General features: G+C 39.9%; 12 protein-coding genes and 2 pseudogenes. 4 read left to right on the forward strand and 10 right to left on the reverse strand.

Translation table 11 applies throughout. The features are described 5' to 3' along the window. Nucleotides 1–233 precede the first annotated feature (233 nt). The gene (locus CXF60_RS09215) at nucleotides 234–1,127 is read right to left on the reverse strand and encodes a LysR family transcriptional regulator (RefSeq protein ID WP_102091694.1); all 894 of its coding nucleotides are present in this window, start codon (nucleotides 1,125–1,127) and stop codon (nucleotides 234–236) included. A 168-nt stretch (nucleotides 1,128–1,295) separates the two neighbouring features. Here CXF60_RS09215 and CXF60_RS09220 point away from each other — a divergent pair, with 168 nt between their 5' ends. After that, on the forward strand, nucleotides 1,296–2,273 hold the full coding sequence (locus CXF60_RS09220) for a zinc-dependent alcohol dehydrogenase family protein (protein WP_102091695.1): 978 nt from the start codon (nucleotides 1,296–1,298) through the stop codon (nucleotides 2,271–2,273). 278 nt (nucleotides 2,274–2,551) lie between these two features. On the opposite strand, the gene CXF60_RS09225 is transcribed toward CXF60_RS09220, so the two are convergent. Beyond that, a complete protein-coding gene (locus CXF60_RS09225; protein ID WP_102091696.1) occupies nucleotides 2,552–3,169 on the reverse strand; it encodes a trimeric intracellular cation channel family protein in 618 nt (205 codons plus the stop codon). A 428-nt stretch (nucleotides 3,170–3,597) separates the two neighbouring features. On the opposite strand from CXF60_RS09225, the gene CXF60_RS09230 reads away from it, so the two are divergent. Together CXF60_RS09230 and CXF60_RS09235 are read left to right on the forward strand one after the other, a co-directional pair. Then, nucleotides 3,598–4,584, forward strand: coding sequence for a hypothetical protein (locus tag CXF60_RS09230; RefSeq protein WP_102091697.1), 987 nt, complete (start codon nucleotides 3,598–3,600; stop codon nucleotides 4,582–4,584). A gap of 185 nt (nucleotides 4,585–4,769) precedes the next feature. Beyond that, nucleotides 4,770–5,311, forward strand: a pseudogene (locus tag CXF60_RS09235) (recombinase family protein). Between the two features lie 60 nt (nucleotides 5,312–5,371). Here CXF60_RS09235 and CXF60_RS09240 read toward each other — a convergent pair. Then, nucleotides 5,372–5,608, reverse strand: coding sequence for a hypothetical protein (locus CXF60_RS09240; protein ID WP_102091698.1), 237 nt, complete (start codon nucleotides 5,606–5,608; stop codon nucleotides 5,372–5,374). A 202-nt stretch (nucleotides 5,609–5,810) separates the two neighbouring features. Here CXF60_RS09240 and CXF60_RS09245 point away from each other — a divergent pair. Next, nucleotides 5,811–6,044, forward strand: a pseudogene (locus CXF60_RS09245) (PadR family transcriptional regulator); the annotation flags it as partial. A 129-nt stretch (nucleotides 6,045–6,173) separates the two neighbouring features. Here the strand turns inward: CXF60_RS09245 and CXF60_RS09250 are convergent. The 7 genes from CXF60_RS09250 to CXF60_RS09280 all read right to left on the reverse strand — a co-directional run bounded on the left by CXF60_RS09250 (nucleotide 6,174) and on the right by CXF60_RS09280 (nucleotide 14,023). Further along, nucleotides 6,174–7,322 (reverse strand): M20 aminoacylase family protein, encoded by a 1,149-nt coding sequence (locus tag CXF60_RS09250; RefSeq protein ID WP_102091700.1) that lies wholly within the window; start codon nucleotides 7,320–7,322, stop codon nucleotides 6,174–6,176. 94 nt (nucleotides 7,323–7,416) lie between these two features. Then, entirely contained in the window at nucleotides 7,417–8,457 is a 1,041-nt protein-coding gene (gene dctP, locus CXF60_RS09255) for a TRAP transporter substrate-binding protein DctP (RefSeq protein WP_102091701.1), read from the reverse strand. Between the two features lie 27 nt (nucleotides 8,458–8,484). Beyond that, a complete protein-coding gene (locus tag CXF60_RS09260; protein WP_102091702.1) occupies nucleotides 8,485–9,762 on the reverse strand; it encodes a TRAP transporter large permease in 1,278 nt (425 codons plus the stop codon). Further along, nucleotides 9,752–10,333: a TRAP transporter small permease gene (locus CXF60_RS09265; RefSeq protein WP_102091703.1), complete on the reverse strand. Its 582-nt coding sequence runs from the start codon at nucleotides 10,331–10,333 to the stop codon at nucleotides 9,752–9,754. Before CXF60_RS09265 ends, CXF60_RS09260 begins: the two co-directional genes overlap by 11 nt. A gap of 71 nt (nucleotides 10,334–10,404) precedes the next feature. Beyond that, a complete protein-coding gene (locus CXF60_RS09270) occupies nucleotides 10,405–11,175 on the reverse strand; it encodes a maleate cis-trans isomerase family protein (protein ID WP_102091704.1) in 771 nt (256 codons plus the stop codon). Between the two features lie 61 nt (nucleotides 11,176–11,236). After that, entirely contained in the window at nucleotides 11,237–12,838 is a 1,602-nt protein-coding gene (locus CXF60_RS09275; protein WP_102091705.1) for a BCCT family transporter, read from the reverse strand. A gap of 18 nt (nucleotides 12,839–12,856) precedes the next feature. After that, nucleotides 12,857–14,023 carry a M24 family metallopeptidase gene (locus tag CXF60_RS09280; protein ID WP_102091706.1) on the reverse strand — a complete coding sequence of 389 codons (1,167 nt, stop codon included), beginning with the start codon at nucleotides 14,021–14,023 and terminating at the stop codon, nucleotides 12,857–12,859. Nucleotides 14,024–14,133 lie beyond the last annotated feature (110 nt).

A 14,133-nucleotide genomic window follows, 5' to 3' on the forward strand; every position in this document is an offset into this window, starting at 1 on the left:
GAAAGCTCCATAGGCTGATATTTAAGAATAATAAGTCATTTTAAATTTAGAAGCATTCATCAAGTCATGAGCGCCTAGGCATGTATCGTATATGAAATAATATGCGGATTGGACGGTCTCCTATTTTTTCATAAACTATTCATACTCGGTCTTTAAGAACATCAACCTTCATGAAAGTACATCTAGCAGTCGTTGACTATAAAAATCTGTGCGATCAAGCTGTAGACCCAAACTCAAATCGCTATCATGTGCTCTACCAGAAAATCTAAAAAAACGCGCGTTTTTGGTGAGACCATATCTCGCTTTAAATAAATAGCGTAAGTAGCACTAAGTTCTTCATAGGGACTAAAAATATGATCTGGCATGACTTGAACCAATGACCCGTTCGCCAATTCACTTTTAACAGCCCACAATGGGATTAGCGTCAGACCTGTATGATTCAATACCAGCTGCTTCTGACCATTCACGGAGTTCACTGAAACCTGACTATTAATCATCAACTTTTCACTATCCTCTGCAATCAAAAACCACTCTTTCCAACCGTTATAACCATATCGGATACATTGGTGATTAGCTAGATCGTCAATGCTACAAGGCGTGCCATTATTTTTTAAATATTGGGGGCTTGCACACAGTAGAAAATCATTAAATACCAAGCGTCGGGCAACCATGGTCGAATCAGATAAGCGTCCACTTCGAATAGCCACGTCAATATTTTCTTCTATGAGATCTACAACCCGCTCTGTTAACTCAATTTTTATATCAATATCTGGATATAACGACATAAATTTCGGTATTAACGGCAATACCATGCTTTCACCAAAACCGACTGTCATGCTGATTTTAAGCTTACCCTGTGGCGTTATTTGTAAGTCATTAACGGCTCTTTTGGCATTATCAAACTCTGACACAATTCGCTGAGAGTATTCATAATATTTGTGCCCCGCTTCAGTCAAACTGGTGTTTCTGGTCGTTTTATTGAGTAGACGTACCCCCAACTCTTTTTCAAGCACTGCTAACTGCCGTGAAATGGAAGACGGCTGTACATCAAAGAGGCGGCTGGCTTCTGAAATGCTACCGGTTTCGACAACACTATTGAAATATGCCAATCGATTTATTGAGCTCATCGCCACTCCTTTATTAAGTTGATAGGTATTCCATTTAACTGTAACCATGGCTTGCTCAAAAAGCAAAAGTAATTTGTTTACTAGGTAATGGTTTGCTGGATTAGCAACGTCTAAACTGATTGTCCTGAAACAAACAATAAGACATCCACACCAGTAAAGGGTAATAACATGAAAGCGATGATCATTAAAGAAATCGGTACAACTGCAGTTTTTCAATTGGCAGAAAAACTAAAACCAATTGCAACACTAGGTCATATGGTTGTGGAAGTGAAAGCCACTAGTGTGAACCCTATTGATACCATGCTGCGCTCAGTCGAGCTGCCTTGGTCGGAGAATTTGCCAGAGATACTACACGGTGATGTAGCTGGCATTGTGAGCGAGATAGGTGCCGACGTCACTGAATTTAGTGTTGGTGACGAAGTTTATGGTATGGCTGGTGGCCTTAACGGTATTGATGGTGCACTTGCTGAATTCATGTTAGTTGATGTGCGTTTGATGGCTAAAAAGCCTAAAACACTCAGCATGAAGCAAGCCGCAGCCCTGCCGTTGGTCGCACTCACTTCTTATGAGGCACTCGTACAAAAAATGAATGTCAAAGAAGGCGATAATGTCCTGATTCATGGTGCAACAGGGGGCGTTGGTCATATTGCCGTTCAGCTAGCAAAAGTACTTGGCGCGACAGTCACCGCTACCTACTCTCCTGCTAATAGTGCACTAGCTCAAACACTAGGCGCGGATCATCTAGTGGATTATACAACAGCGGAGGTTGATGACTATGTGGCGACGTATACTGACGGCGTGGGTTTTGACAAAATTTTCGATACGGTGGCTGGTGATAATATTCAAAAATCTTTTCAAGCCGTTAGATTCAATGGCCATGTCGCCACTATTTTACCCATTGCTGATCCATTGCAAATTGCTCTCAAAGCCTTATCCTTTCATGGTGTTTTGGTGCTCATTCCATTATTTCATGGCGTCAACCATGAATCGCACGGTCGTATCCTGACAATAATTGCGGAGCTGGTTGATACTGGCAAAATCACGCCTATCATAGATGATAGTAACTACTCTATTTGGGAGGTAGCGCGCGCGCATGACCATCTTGAATCAGGTAAAGCAGTGGGTAAAATTACGCTCACTGTATAGTAGTATTCGGGCGTGTCCTCATTTTGAACATGACGATAAAAATGAGATAAATTGCCGTCAAACAAGGAAAATAGTGCAGATAATATCGAGATATTGACCAACTATTTGACGATGTTTGGCAAAATCTAGTTGTTTTTAGCCCATTTAGAGGACACTCGTTTGAATTGAGGACACGCCCTAAATAGCTGTGTTAAAAATGAGATGTTCACAGATAATAACGACTCTCTAAAATAACACAGCCCGCTCGTAGACATTCTTATAACGATAGGGTTACTATTTTATTTGGAAGTTTCTAACAAATGAAATATGGGTAATCGCCACTTTGCTCTAACCGCTACCATACGGATTAAGTAACCAGCAATTAAACTAATAATGACACTGATATTACTACTAACAGTAAAATACTGAAGTATTAAATATAAACAAGCAATGATTAAAGAAACTGAAGCGTATAACTCATGATGTAAAACCAATGGGGTTTGGCGACATATTAAATCACGCAGCAATCCACCAAATACACCTGTTGCAATGGCCGCAACTATACAAACACCGTAATGGAGTCCCATGTTAAGCCCTACTTGACAACCAATGATACTAAAGGCCGCTAGTCCTAAAGCATCCAAACGTATGAAAACGCCATTAAATTTAACAACCCATTTAGCCAACCAAGTCGTTATAAGACCAGCCACACAAACGATTAATAAATATTTAGGATGTTCTACCCAAGTTAAAGGGTAGTTACCAAGTAGGATATCTCTTACACTACCACCGCCTATCGCTGTTACACTCGCGATAAGCATAACCCCAAACCAATCCATATTTTGTCGTCCCGCGCTTAGTGCCCCCGTCATTGCCTCTGCTGTAATACCAATAATGTAAACTATACTCAAAAGCATGGAATACTCACCTTAAATCTATCTAATAGTGTAAATGATGTGAGATTGTAAAGATAAAACTGGTGTATTACGAATGATAATTTGAATCGTTTTGAAAGCATCTAGTACTACTCTATTCTAGCAACGGGAAAGCAAAAAAGAATGCAACGTTATTGTCACTTTATATGCAAAAGCACTGCTTTTCCCAAGCATAAATCGCGGCTTATGCGTAAGCATCAAATTTTCATAAACAAGTAAAAAAATTACTGAATACACATGGTCACAGGCTTTGAACTCCACTATCCTAGTGCCCTGACTTAGACCTCATTGATAGAAATAGGTACAAACCAATATTCCACGCCAAGAATGGATAATGGTTTTTTAAATTGCTAAATGATGTGGGCTGTTATGAATGGCCCATATAACGATCTTCTGAAGGAATAAAAATTATGATGAGAAAAACGTTACTGCCCAGCATGCTGTTATTAAGTCTGACTGCGTGCCAGAACACTAATACACAGGGCCTTGAGACAACAACGGTTTTACATAACGACCTACCTACAACAACCGTAACCGATAAGTATACTAACAATATAACGGGCGATTACGTCACAGATGGCTATACAAAGCGTAACGAGGGTTATGACTGGTTTGCGATCAGCGTACGTGATGCTGGTCAAGATGCTATTAGTGTGTCTATTCGTTCTCGCATAGACAAAAAGAAACCTACTTGTACATTAGACACCGTACTTCATAAAGCTCATGATGGACGGTATCAGTTTTGGGTAGATAATAACCCCGTTTATTTGCGCTTTAATGACAATAGCTTATCCATTGAAGGCGAAACATCCCATCTACAAAAAACAGCTTTTTATTGTAGCGGCGGTGCAACGCTTGGTGGCGTATATCAAAAATTAAGCGATACGTTGGATACTCGACAATTGGATAACTCGCAATACGCTACCTCACTCAACTATGGTGATTTTTCTACTCAAGTGACCAGTACCTCTGACGGCAATGGTGGTTATATCTTGCAGATTCAGCCCATGGGTGAAGACATTATCGAGCGACCAATTAGCGATCCTGTTGTTAGTGCCGATGTGGGTGATATGAATGGCGATGGATATCCTGAAATTCTAGTATTCACTCAAAGTGTGGGTAGCGGTTCATATGGTGACGTGATTGCTTATTCGAGCAATAAAGGGCTGTCATGGAGTGAAGTCTCTTATCCAGAGCTGACTGATAAACTCAAACAAGGTTATATGGGTCATGATGCGTTTGCATTGGTTGAGAATGTATTGGTTAGACGTTTCCCACTCTATTTAGAAAACGATAGCAATGCCAATCCACAAGGTAAAACACGCCAAATTCAGTATCATATGATAGAGGGTGAGGCTTCTCGTCAGTTTGTAGTTAATGAAGACAGCGAATTCTAAGTACTTTGCTATGAAGTCTCACTACATTCGAGCAGATCAAGATTTCTTGTAGTTTTAACCTGGAGGTAGTCTTTTATAGGTATACCCCAAGGTAACCAGTTATTTTGCCCTTCAAACCTATTAATAGACTACTTAAAACAGACTGGTATAATGAAACCACTTATAGCAGAGTATTTTAGGTGTTTATGTTTATCAGAGCGTATCTACGAGCGTCTACCAAAGAACAAGACGCTAAGCGTGCCAAAAGCGAACTCATAGCATTTGCCAACGATCATGGCCACAAGATTGCCGCTTTCTATGTCGAAAATGAATCAGGAGCTACTTTGGTGCGACCCAATCTTATGCAGCTGATTGATCGCTTAGCGCATTTGAACCAAGCCGATTGGGATACTCTCAAAAAAATGCTATCAGAAAAAAGCTATCTATCGTATCAAAAGAGCTGCCTACCTCATATATGGTGCTTCAATCTGAAAGCAGCACTGAATTTATGAGCAGTATATTGCAAGCCATCAACTCAATGATGCTGGATATGCTCGCAGCCATTGCTCGTGCTAAGGCAGAAGGTAAGTATTTAGGACGTAGGAAAGATACTGAAAAGCGCAAGATCATCGCTAGTCTACTTAAATCAGGTCATAGCTATTCTGATATTCAAAAAATGGCCAAGTGCTCACGGCATCTGATCGCTGATGTGGCCAAAAAAAGACAGGAACTTATCATTGCTCATTAAGTGGTTCCATTACAGCAGTCTACTATGAGTAGTCTATTAATTGATTAATGAGCCTTTTTATCATGAACGCCAAGCGATTAGTCTATCAATAATTTCAATACATTCCTCTTGAGGTAATATGAATTCATCCATATCCATTGTTATCAAGCTGTGCAGATCACTCTGAAGTTCATAAGGTATCTCGTTAGAATAATCAAGCAAAAATTTGATAGCTTGTATTGATACCTTAGTAGGTTGGTAGTCGGTCAATATATGTCTTCTCAATTCCAACAACTCAGCTTTTATAATTTCATTCATATTCTCACCTTAAAATTGCCCATCGTAAATATAGTTGGTGGTGTATCAAAAAGTATGCTGATTAACAATTTTTGAGGCTTTGAAAACCCTGTAGAACCAGAGAGCTTAGTATAGATTTCTTATTGACTTTTATCGCCAGCATCCTTTTTAGAATACCACTCTATCGTTTAATAACAGAAATAAGTCTAATGATGCGCCTGTTTACGGCTTAGGTATTGTCGAAGAGTTACGGCATCACGGTTACGAAATAAGCTCAGGAACCCTTTATCCGTTGTTACACGGCTTAGAGAAAAAAGGTTATCTCACCTCATATTATCAGCCTACAGGCCATCGTGACCGCCGTATGTATGAGATTACAATAGAGGGGCGTCAAGCGTTAGTTGAGGCGAAAATAAAGGTAACAGAGCTATTTGGAGAGCTTATTGAGGGGTCTTGAGCTATAGGAGTCGTTAAGGCTGTCGTCAGACTCATTACCATATACTAAAAATATGATAAGCCTGATAAAAGGGTAATAACCTAAAGGTTGTAACCCTTTTATCAGGCTCATCATAAAGTATAACTACTACTAGTTAAGCTGATCGTTTACTAAAGTTACCCAATAATCCATACCTATAGATAGAATATCATCATTAAAATCATAAAGTGGATTATGCAAAGCGGTACCACCACATTCGCCTTCACCATTACCAATTAAAATATAACAGCCGTCAACCTCGCGTAACATAAACGAGAAGTCTTCACTAATAGTGTAACGCTCACAGTTACCATTGACGTTTTCAGCGCCTACTACTGTTTCTGCCGCTTTTACTGCGTGAATAGTCTGCTCTGGTGTATTTATAGTGGATAAGTAACTATTGTCAAAGTAATACTCATAATCTACTCCTGCTGACATACATTGACCGGCTACAATACGTTCAATAGCTTTTTCAATTTTATGCAGGGCTGAATCGGTAAAGCTACGTGTATCTCCAGTGATAGTTACGATGGAAGGAATAACATTTACTGTGCCATTGGTTTCAAAGTTAGTCACTGAAATCACAGCTGTTTCATCAATCGCACTTAAGTTGCGTGATACGATCGTCTGTAGTGCAGTAACGACTTGCGCACCAACAACGATTGGATCAGTACCCATGTGTGGTAGTGCCGCATGACCACCAGTGGCTTTGATTACGATTTTAAAACTGCTTTCACTAGCCATAAGGGCATCTGGACGTGTAACAAATTTACCTTTTGCCACGCCAGGTATATTATGCATACCGTAAACTGCGTCCATATTCCAGCGGGTGAATAAGCCATCAGCAATCATCGCTTTAGCGCCAGTACCACGTTCTTCATCAGGCTGAAAAATAAAGTAAATGGTTCCATCAAAGCTTTTACTCTCAGCAAGCATATGAGCAGCACCAAGTAACATGGCGGTATGGCCATCATGACCACAAGCATGCATAACCCCATCATTCTTTGATACATGACTAAAGCTGTTCTGTTCATGGATTTGCAAAGCGTCCATATCAGCACGTAGACCGATTGAGCGTTCGCTTGTACCATTGTTTAAGATACCAACCACACCAGTCCCACCAATACCGCGATGGACCTCTAAACCAAACTCCTCTAGTTTATCAGCGACGAATTCTGCGGTTTTGAACTCTTTGGTGCTCAGTTCAGGATGTTTATGTATATGATGACGCCATTCGATGACTTTGTTTGCGAATGTCATAATTTTTTCCTTATAATTTTAAAAAAGGGCTACATTGAATGTAACCCACACTTGATTCAGCTTGACCATCACTATTCAATCATGAGCTTTACATTTATTTCTTATTAAAGGTCTCTAATTCCATCTCCATATCTTCAAGGATTTTGGCAGATCTTTCACCTGCATTTTTCTTGAAATAATCTCGAACAGGAAGTGCTGCAGCTTTAAATTTTGCCGTTTGTTCATCAGATAAATTAACTACTTTGACATTTTCAGCAAGTACTTTTCCAGCATCCTCATTGGCTTTTTTCTGAAGCTCAAAAGCGTAGTCATGCATCTCATCTATAGTTTCCTTCAAAATGACTTGAAGGTCTTTAGGTAGAGAGTTGAAATACTTATCATTAACAAATACACCCTCCAGGTACATGATGTGATTAGACATGATTAGATAATCTTGAACCTCATACCATTTCATGTCAACAAGAGCACCAAGTGGATTTTCTACACCAGAAACCATGTTTAGTTGTAGCCCGCTATATACATCAGTATATGAGACAGGTGTAGGGTTCGCATTGTAGGCTTCATAGTTTTTGACGATAAGAGGCGTATCCATGGTTCTAAAAGCCATTCCGTCAAAGTCAGATGGACTTTGTATATTCTTCTTAGTTAGCCATTGACTGCCACCGAGAGGCCAAAGATCCATTAGCTTAAGGTTTTTTTCGGCATAAATAGCAGGCAAGTCAGTATTTGCTACTTTACTTTCATCTAAAAAATCGTAAGATTCTTTTACATCAGTTGGAAGAAGATAATGGAGAGCAAAAATTTGACCTTCAGGTATGATTGTTGCAACATTTCCAGGGCTCATAATAGCCATTTGCGTGGCACCTGTTAGAAGGTGATCAACCAAATCCACTCCTACTCCTAACTGGCCCACCTGAAATATTTCAAACTTCATTCTACCATTACTTTTTTCCTCAACTCTCTTCGCTAGTTCTTTAGCATAAAGATCAGGAACAGTATCTGCGTATTCTTCATGAGTCACTTTAACTGTATATACTTTATTTGGATCGTCTGTAGACGCACTTTCATTAGAACCACAGCCGAAAAGTAGTGGTAATGATAGAGCAAGAGCGAGGAATAACTTCATATTTTTCATTGCATTAAATCCTTTAATTGCAAAAAATTATTGAGTGAGGCTTCCTAGAAATAATGATATTCCAGGGAAGGCGGAGACGAGTACGCAAGCTATTAGTAACATAGCAATGTAAGGGGTCTCATTTTTTATGACCTTTAAATAAGGTTGATCAAAAATAGCACTACAGGTAAAAATACTAGTACCAAATGGCGGTGTTCCTGAGCCAATAGCGACTTGTAAAGTAACGATAATTCCAAGGTGAACGAGGTCTATACCAGCAGCCGAAGCAATGGGTACAAATATTGGTGTGAGAATTAGAATAACAACAATAGCTTCGACAAACATACAGCCGATGAAAAAGAAAATATTGACTATCAGAAGTATAGTGAAGATAGATGGGTCGTTTCCTAAAAGTCCTTCAGCGATTAATTGTGGCACTCTAGCGTAAGAAATAATCCAAGAGAAAGCAGCGCCTACTGCAACAAGAATGAAAACAACAGTAGTTATCACTCCCGTTGATAAGGCTATGTTATAAATCTCTTGAATCTTGATACTCTTATAAAAACCTACTTCTACGATTATCGCGTAGAGTACTGCAGCAGCTGCTGCTTCAGTGGGGCTGAATATTCCTGTATAAATACCTCCCATAATGATTAATGGAAACCCAAAAGCAAGAAGGCACTTTTTTGTTGCTAGCCATCTTTGTTTATTTGAAGCCTTTTTTAAGCTTGGGATCTTTTTAGCCTTTGCATAAAAGGCACTATAGATAGAGAATATTATTAAGATAAGAATCGCAGGTCCTATACCCGCGATAAATAAATCACCGATAGAAGCACCACTAGCAACCCCATAAACAATCATTCCTAAACTGGGAGGAATTAGGTAGGCCAAGTTACTAGAGTTAATAATCAGAGCCATGACTTCACTATCATCATAGCCGTTATCAAGGAGTCTTTGACGGACTGGGCGTCCGACAGCCACTACCGTAGCCTGTGTTGATCCAGAAATAGAACCAAAAAGCGCGCAGGTCAAAGCTGTTGTTGTTGCCATGCCACCAGGAAGGTGACCTACGTAACTTTCGACAAAATCAAGCAACCGTTTCGAGGTTTGTCCTGTACACATAATGTCTGCTGCAAGCATAAACATTGGAATAGCTAACAATACTGGACTCTGTACGCCAAGAACCATTTGCTGAACAGAAGTAAAAGTTTCAACGTCAGGCATGAAGAAAATCATGTAAAAGAGCGTTGAAAACAACATAGTCATCATCATGGGAAAACCCATGAGAAGCAGGATAATCATAACGACTAAGAGGCTAATTAACATTTTTGCCTCCTTCGTTTGTTTTGTCATCAACAGTATATAAGTCGGATTCCATTCCATCACCTCCATCTATTTTTTCTGTCCCAATATACAATTGAGGCTCTTTTATATTAACAATGACGTTCAAAAAATATTGGATAGCACCTAAACCAAAACCGATAGGGACAACAAGTTGTATAATCCATGCTGGTAATTCAAGGGCTGAAGTCACACGTCCCAACATTTTGGTATGCTGAATATATTCGTAGGCGATATAACAGACATACAAATAGGTGATACAGGTTAAGATAGAGATAATAATGATTAACACTTTCTGCACTTTAAAAGGCACAGCATCAAAAAGCGCAGACATTCGAATATGGCGTCCCTTTCTAGCGGCATAACCAATACCGCTAAAAGTAACTATAATGAGGAGCGTTGCACCAATCTCATCTGCTGCAGGAATACTATTAGCAAAAACCTTTCTAGCTATAACGTTTGCAATTAAAGTAATAGCCATCAATATGATACTGGCAGCAAGAATCCATTCTGTTATCATCGAGACGAAATCATCGATTTTATTAAATATAAACATTTAAGTTCCTTTTAAATTAAGAGGCCTATCAAGTTCCGTGGCTTCTTATTCCTTTAAATACTGATATCAATTCATATATTTAACAGTCTTCCATAGCCTGGACACTTAGCTTGATTACCAGTCAGATTCATAGCATGCCAAAATAATGATGAATTACTGCAAACCACGGGTAGATTAAAAATACTTTCCATTTCTTCAATGTAATCTAGTACTCTCAAATTCGTACAAGAAAGAAATATTACTTCAGCATCCGAGTCAGGTATTAGTTGATGTAATGCTGTAAACATTGACTCTTTCGATACTGTAGTAATTTCGGTATCTTTTTCTATACCTAAAGATCCTAGTACAGACACTTCGAAACCTGCATTAGTCAGTTGTTGGTAAAGCGGAAAATTTACTTCTGTTGTATATGGTGAGAACACAGCTACTTTGGTAGCACCGAGATGCGTAAAAGCCGCTTGAGCCGCTGTCCACGGATTGGTAGTTGGAATATCACCTCTATTCTTAGTCAACAATTCAGCTACCTTTTGCTCACCAATAATAATTGATGCAGAAGTACAGCCAAATGCCATTACATCCATTGGTAGACCAGTTGCAATTAGAGTAGAGGCATCACTGATACCTATTGCAATTTGACTAAGGGCTGCTTCAGTCATTTCACTGCTGTAAAAAACTCGCGTACTAAATACAGCGGCTTGTGAGCCAATAAGCTTGGCCCAATCCATTTCTAATGAGTGATCTGTACTCAACTGAACAAGGCCTATATGAATCCTGTCAATGCGGTCTGCACCAATATAAGTAAGAGGGGTTTCAAACTTTCTAAATTCATCTATTGTTAGCATATTAATGCCCCCTTTATTGAAAATAGCTCTTTCAGTTATGCAGCTCGATGAACTCACTACGCTATCGTTTCTTTTTTAATACGGTACTTTCAGTAATGGTGATCGGCTCTTGTTTTATATTAGAATCAATGCGTTTCGGGTCAGAGGTTGAGCCGTCAGTAAACTCAGCGCGCAGCATTTTAAAGGTACTGGCAATACATAAGAAAAGAACAAACATAAGCGGTAATGCAAATATCAAGCTAATGCTTTGCAATAGATCAATACCTGTTTTACTACTTACCATTAACGTAAGTGCCATGGCGGATTGAGCGATCACCCAGATAATTTTCATTTTATTGCTGGGGTTGTCTGTTCCATTTTCACTCATACTGGCTAAGGTAAAAGTAGAGCTGTTTAGTGAAGTGATAAAGCAAGTAAATAGCGCAATGACTACCCCAAATGAGATGACTTTACCCATTGGGAAATCTTCTAGCACAATAAAGGTAGCCGCTTTTGATGACGCTGCCGCTGCTTCTAGTACCGCTGGCTCAGATTGAATGCCAATAGTGCCAAAGAATGCAACCCACAAGAAAATACCAATGCAAGGCAAGATCATAGAGCCTAAGATAAATTCACGTATAGTGCGTCCTTTGGAGACTCGTGCAATAAATGGACCTACAAAGGGTGCCCAAGCGATAGCCCATGCATAATAATAAATAGGCCAGCCACGTATCCAAGGCGCTTCCTCTTCTGCTGCGAATGTCGGTAACATCAATGCATCTTTAAAGAAGTCATTAATATAATTACCTATAGAGTCAAAGTAGACATTAATCATGGTGGTGGTCGGTCCCACAATTCCTACCAACAGGATAAGTCCAATTAGCAAATAGGCGTTATAGTCGGAGAGCAGTTTAATGCCTTTTTCTAGACCCGTTGTCGTACATATGATGGTTATTAAAGCAATAAAACCAACAAGTAGAAAAACTATCCATGGTGCATCAGGTGTGCCAAACAGATATGAAAAACTAACACCTAATGACAGACCACTTTGTCCTAAGGAGGTCGATATACCGGCAATGGCGCCGAAGACACAAACTAAGTTAACTAACTTACCTAGATTGCCGTTTGCCTTGTCACGTCCCCAAGGAATAAGGATGTTACTGATCAAACCATTTTCATTTTTACGATAGATTAAATAGCCTACTGCTAGACCGACTACTGCAAAGGCTGACCAAGCTTGAATACCTTGATGAATAAAACTTTGTTTCATCGCAAATTCTGCGGCTTCTGCAGTTTGTGGGACAATACCGGTGCTAGATAATGGCTCCATATAGTGGTATACAGGCTCTGCTACACCCCAATACAACATCACCGTACCCATACCAGCAGAGAACAGCATACCTATCCAAGAAAAAGTGCTAAATTCAGGTTTAGCATCATCGGGGCCGAGCTTGATGTCGCCATATTTGCTAAATGCTAGATAGAACATAGACATGATAAAAAAGAAGGAGCCTGCCATATATATCCAACCGAAAGTATCGGTTAAATAAGTCATGGTCCCAATACCTACGGTATAAAGCTGATCTGGGAATAATATTCCTGCTATTACCACTAGAACAATAAAGCTCATAGTGCTAATAAATATTAGCTTACCTTGCGTAGCATCCGCACGCTTAACTGACATAGTAGTTTCTCCTGCGAACTATTTGATTATAATGAGTTCAGGTTCAGCACGCTCGCTTAGCCACTCTGCGCCATCTTCTGTAATCACAATATTCTCTTCATGTACCATAGACTTACCTGGTGCATATACCATACCTGGCTCAAGAGTCAGCACCATGCCTGGCATAAGAATAGTATTGTCGGTTGCGGTATGAGAAGGTCGCTCGGTCAACTCAATGCCTAGACCATGGCCAAGACGACCAACATCATTACCTAGGGCACCATTCGCCTCTAATACGCCCCACATAGCGTTATAAATATCTGTCGTTGTAGCGCCGGGACGTGCCGCTTCAAAACCTTTTGTTGTGGCCTCATAGGTAGCACGATAAGCAGCTTTTGTCTGTTCGCTGGCATGCCCAAAAGCCCAGTTTCGATCAAAGTCAGAGAAGTATCCATCGCGTACGGCACCAGTATCAATAATTAGTACATCGCCTTCTTCAATGACACGATCTGTCGGGCCCATAATGATACTGTCATAACCGTCAGGACCAGAACCTGCAATGATGTATGGACAAGCATCTGCACCTTCTTGCAACATATCAATGCGAAGTTGTTTACAGATTTCACGTTCGGTCATACCGACACGGGCATAATAAGGAAGCTTGGCGAAACCATGATTGGTAATGCGGCAAATTTCACGCGTTTTTTCAATCTCAGCTTGAGACTTAATTTGTCGCAATTCGTGCACAGCTAAAGATACATCAACAAAATCTTTTTTTACCATTTTGGTAAGCTTGAGATAGTTGTTGATTGGCATACGTAAGTGGGACTCAATACCTAGAGTTGCGCCCACACGTCCATGACGACAGGGTAGAGTATTCAATGCGCTAATAACTAGACTGATCCCATCATCTTCAGGACGCGGTGACGGCCAAGTAATAATGTCATCAATCCAAGTTTCTGCCATACCGCTAGCGCCTATTTCAGGAACAATAGCGATGGGTTTGCCTTCGGCAGGCACGATAAGAAACCAAGGACGCGTTGGACTTTGCCAAAATTGGGTAAGAAACCCTGTGAAATATCGTATGTTTGGTTCGGTAGTAAAGAACATGGCGTCGAGCTTCATATCGTGCATGATTTTTTGAGCGCGGGCAGTTCTTTTTTCAAATTCAGAGTGATCGAAACCACGTTGGAGATAATTAATCATAATGACATCTTCCCTGTTATCACGGTAATGCAAACTATAAAGGACACAGAAGTGAACGATAGATAATGCGATTTCTATATTTATTTATATAATATATACATAAATAAACA

This window comes from Psychrobacter sp. 4Bb (assembly GCF_002836735.1).
GTDB lineage: Bacteria > Pseudomonadota > Gammaproteobacteria > Pseudomonadales > Moraxellaceae > Psychrobacter.

Bases quoted from the DNA above. Each gene is read 5' to 3' on its own strand.
- CXF60_RS09265 (WP_102091703.1), bottom strand. From the start codon at position 10,333: ATGTTTATATTTAATAAAATCGATGATTTCGTCTCGATGATAACAGAA.
- CXF60_RS09270 (WP_102091704.1), bottom strand. From the start codon at position 11,175: ATGCTAACAATAGATGAATTTAGAAAGTTTGAAACCCCTCTTACTTAT.
- CXF60_RS09215 (WP_102091694.1), bottom strand. From the start codon at position 1,127: ATGAGCTCAATAAATCGATTGGCATATTTCAATAGTGTTGTCGAAACC.
- CXF60_RS09275 (WP_102091705.1), bottom strand. From the start codon at position 12,838: ATGTCAGTTAAGCGTGCGGATGCTACGCAAGGTAAGCTAATATTTATT.
- dctP (WP_102091701.1), bottom strand. From the start codon at position 8,457: ATGAAAAATATGAAGTTATTCCTCGCTCTTGCTCTATCATTACCACTA.
- CXF60_RS09260 (WP_102091702.1), bottom strand. From the start codon at position 9,762: ATGTTAATTAGCCTCTTAGTCGTTATGATTATCCTGCTTCTCATGGGT.
- CXF60_RS09225 (WP_102091696.1), bottom strand. From the start codon at position 3,169: ATGCTTTTGAGTATAGTTTACATTATTGGTATTACAGCAGAGGCAATG.
- CXF60_RS09250 (WP_102091700.1), bottom strand. From the start codon at position 7,322: ATGACATTCGCAAACAAAGTCATCGAATGGCGTCATCATATACATAAA.
- CXF60_RS09280 (WP_102091706.1), bottom strand. From the start codon at position 14,023: ATGATTAATTATCTCCAACGTGGTTTCGATCACTCTGAATTTGAAAAA.
- CXF60_RS09230 (WP_102091697.1), top strand. From the start codon at position 3,598: ATGATGAGAAAAACGTTACTGCCCAGCATGCTGTTATTAAGTCTGACT.
- CXF60_RS09240 (WP_102091698.1), bottom strand. From the start codon at position 5,608: ATGAATGAAATTATAAAAGCTGAGTTGTTGGAATTGAGAAGACATATA.
- CXF60_RS09220 (WP_102091695.1), top strand. From the start codon at position 1,296: ATGAAAGCGATGATCATTAAAGAAATCGGTACAACTGCAGTTTTTCAA.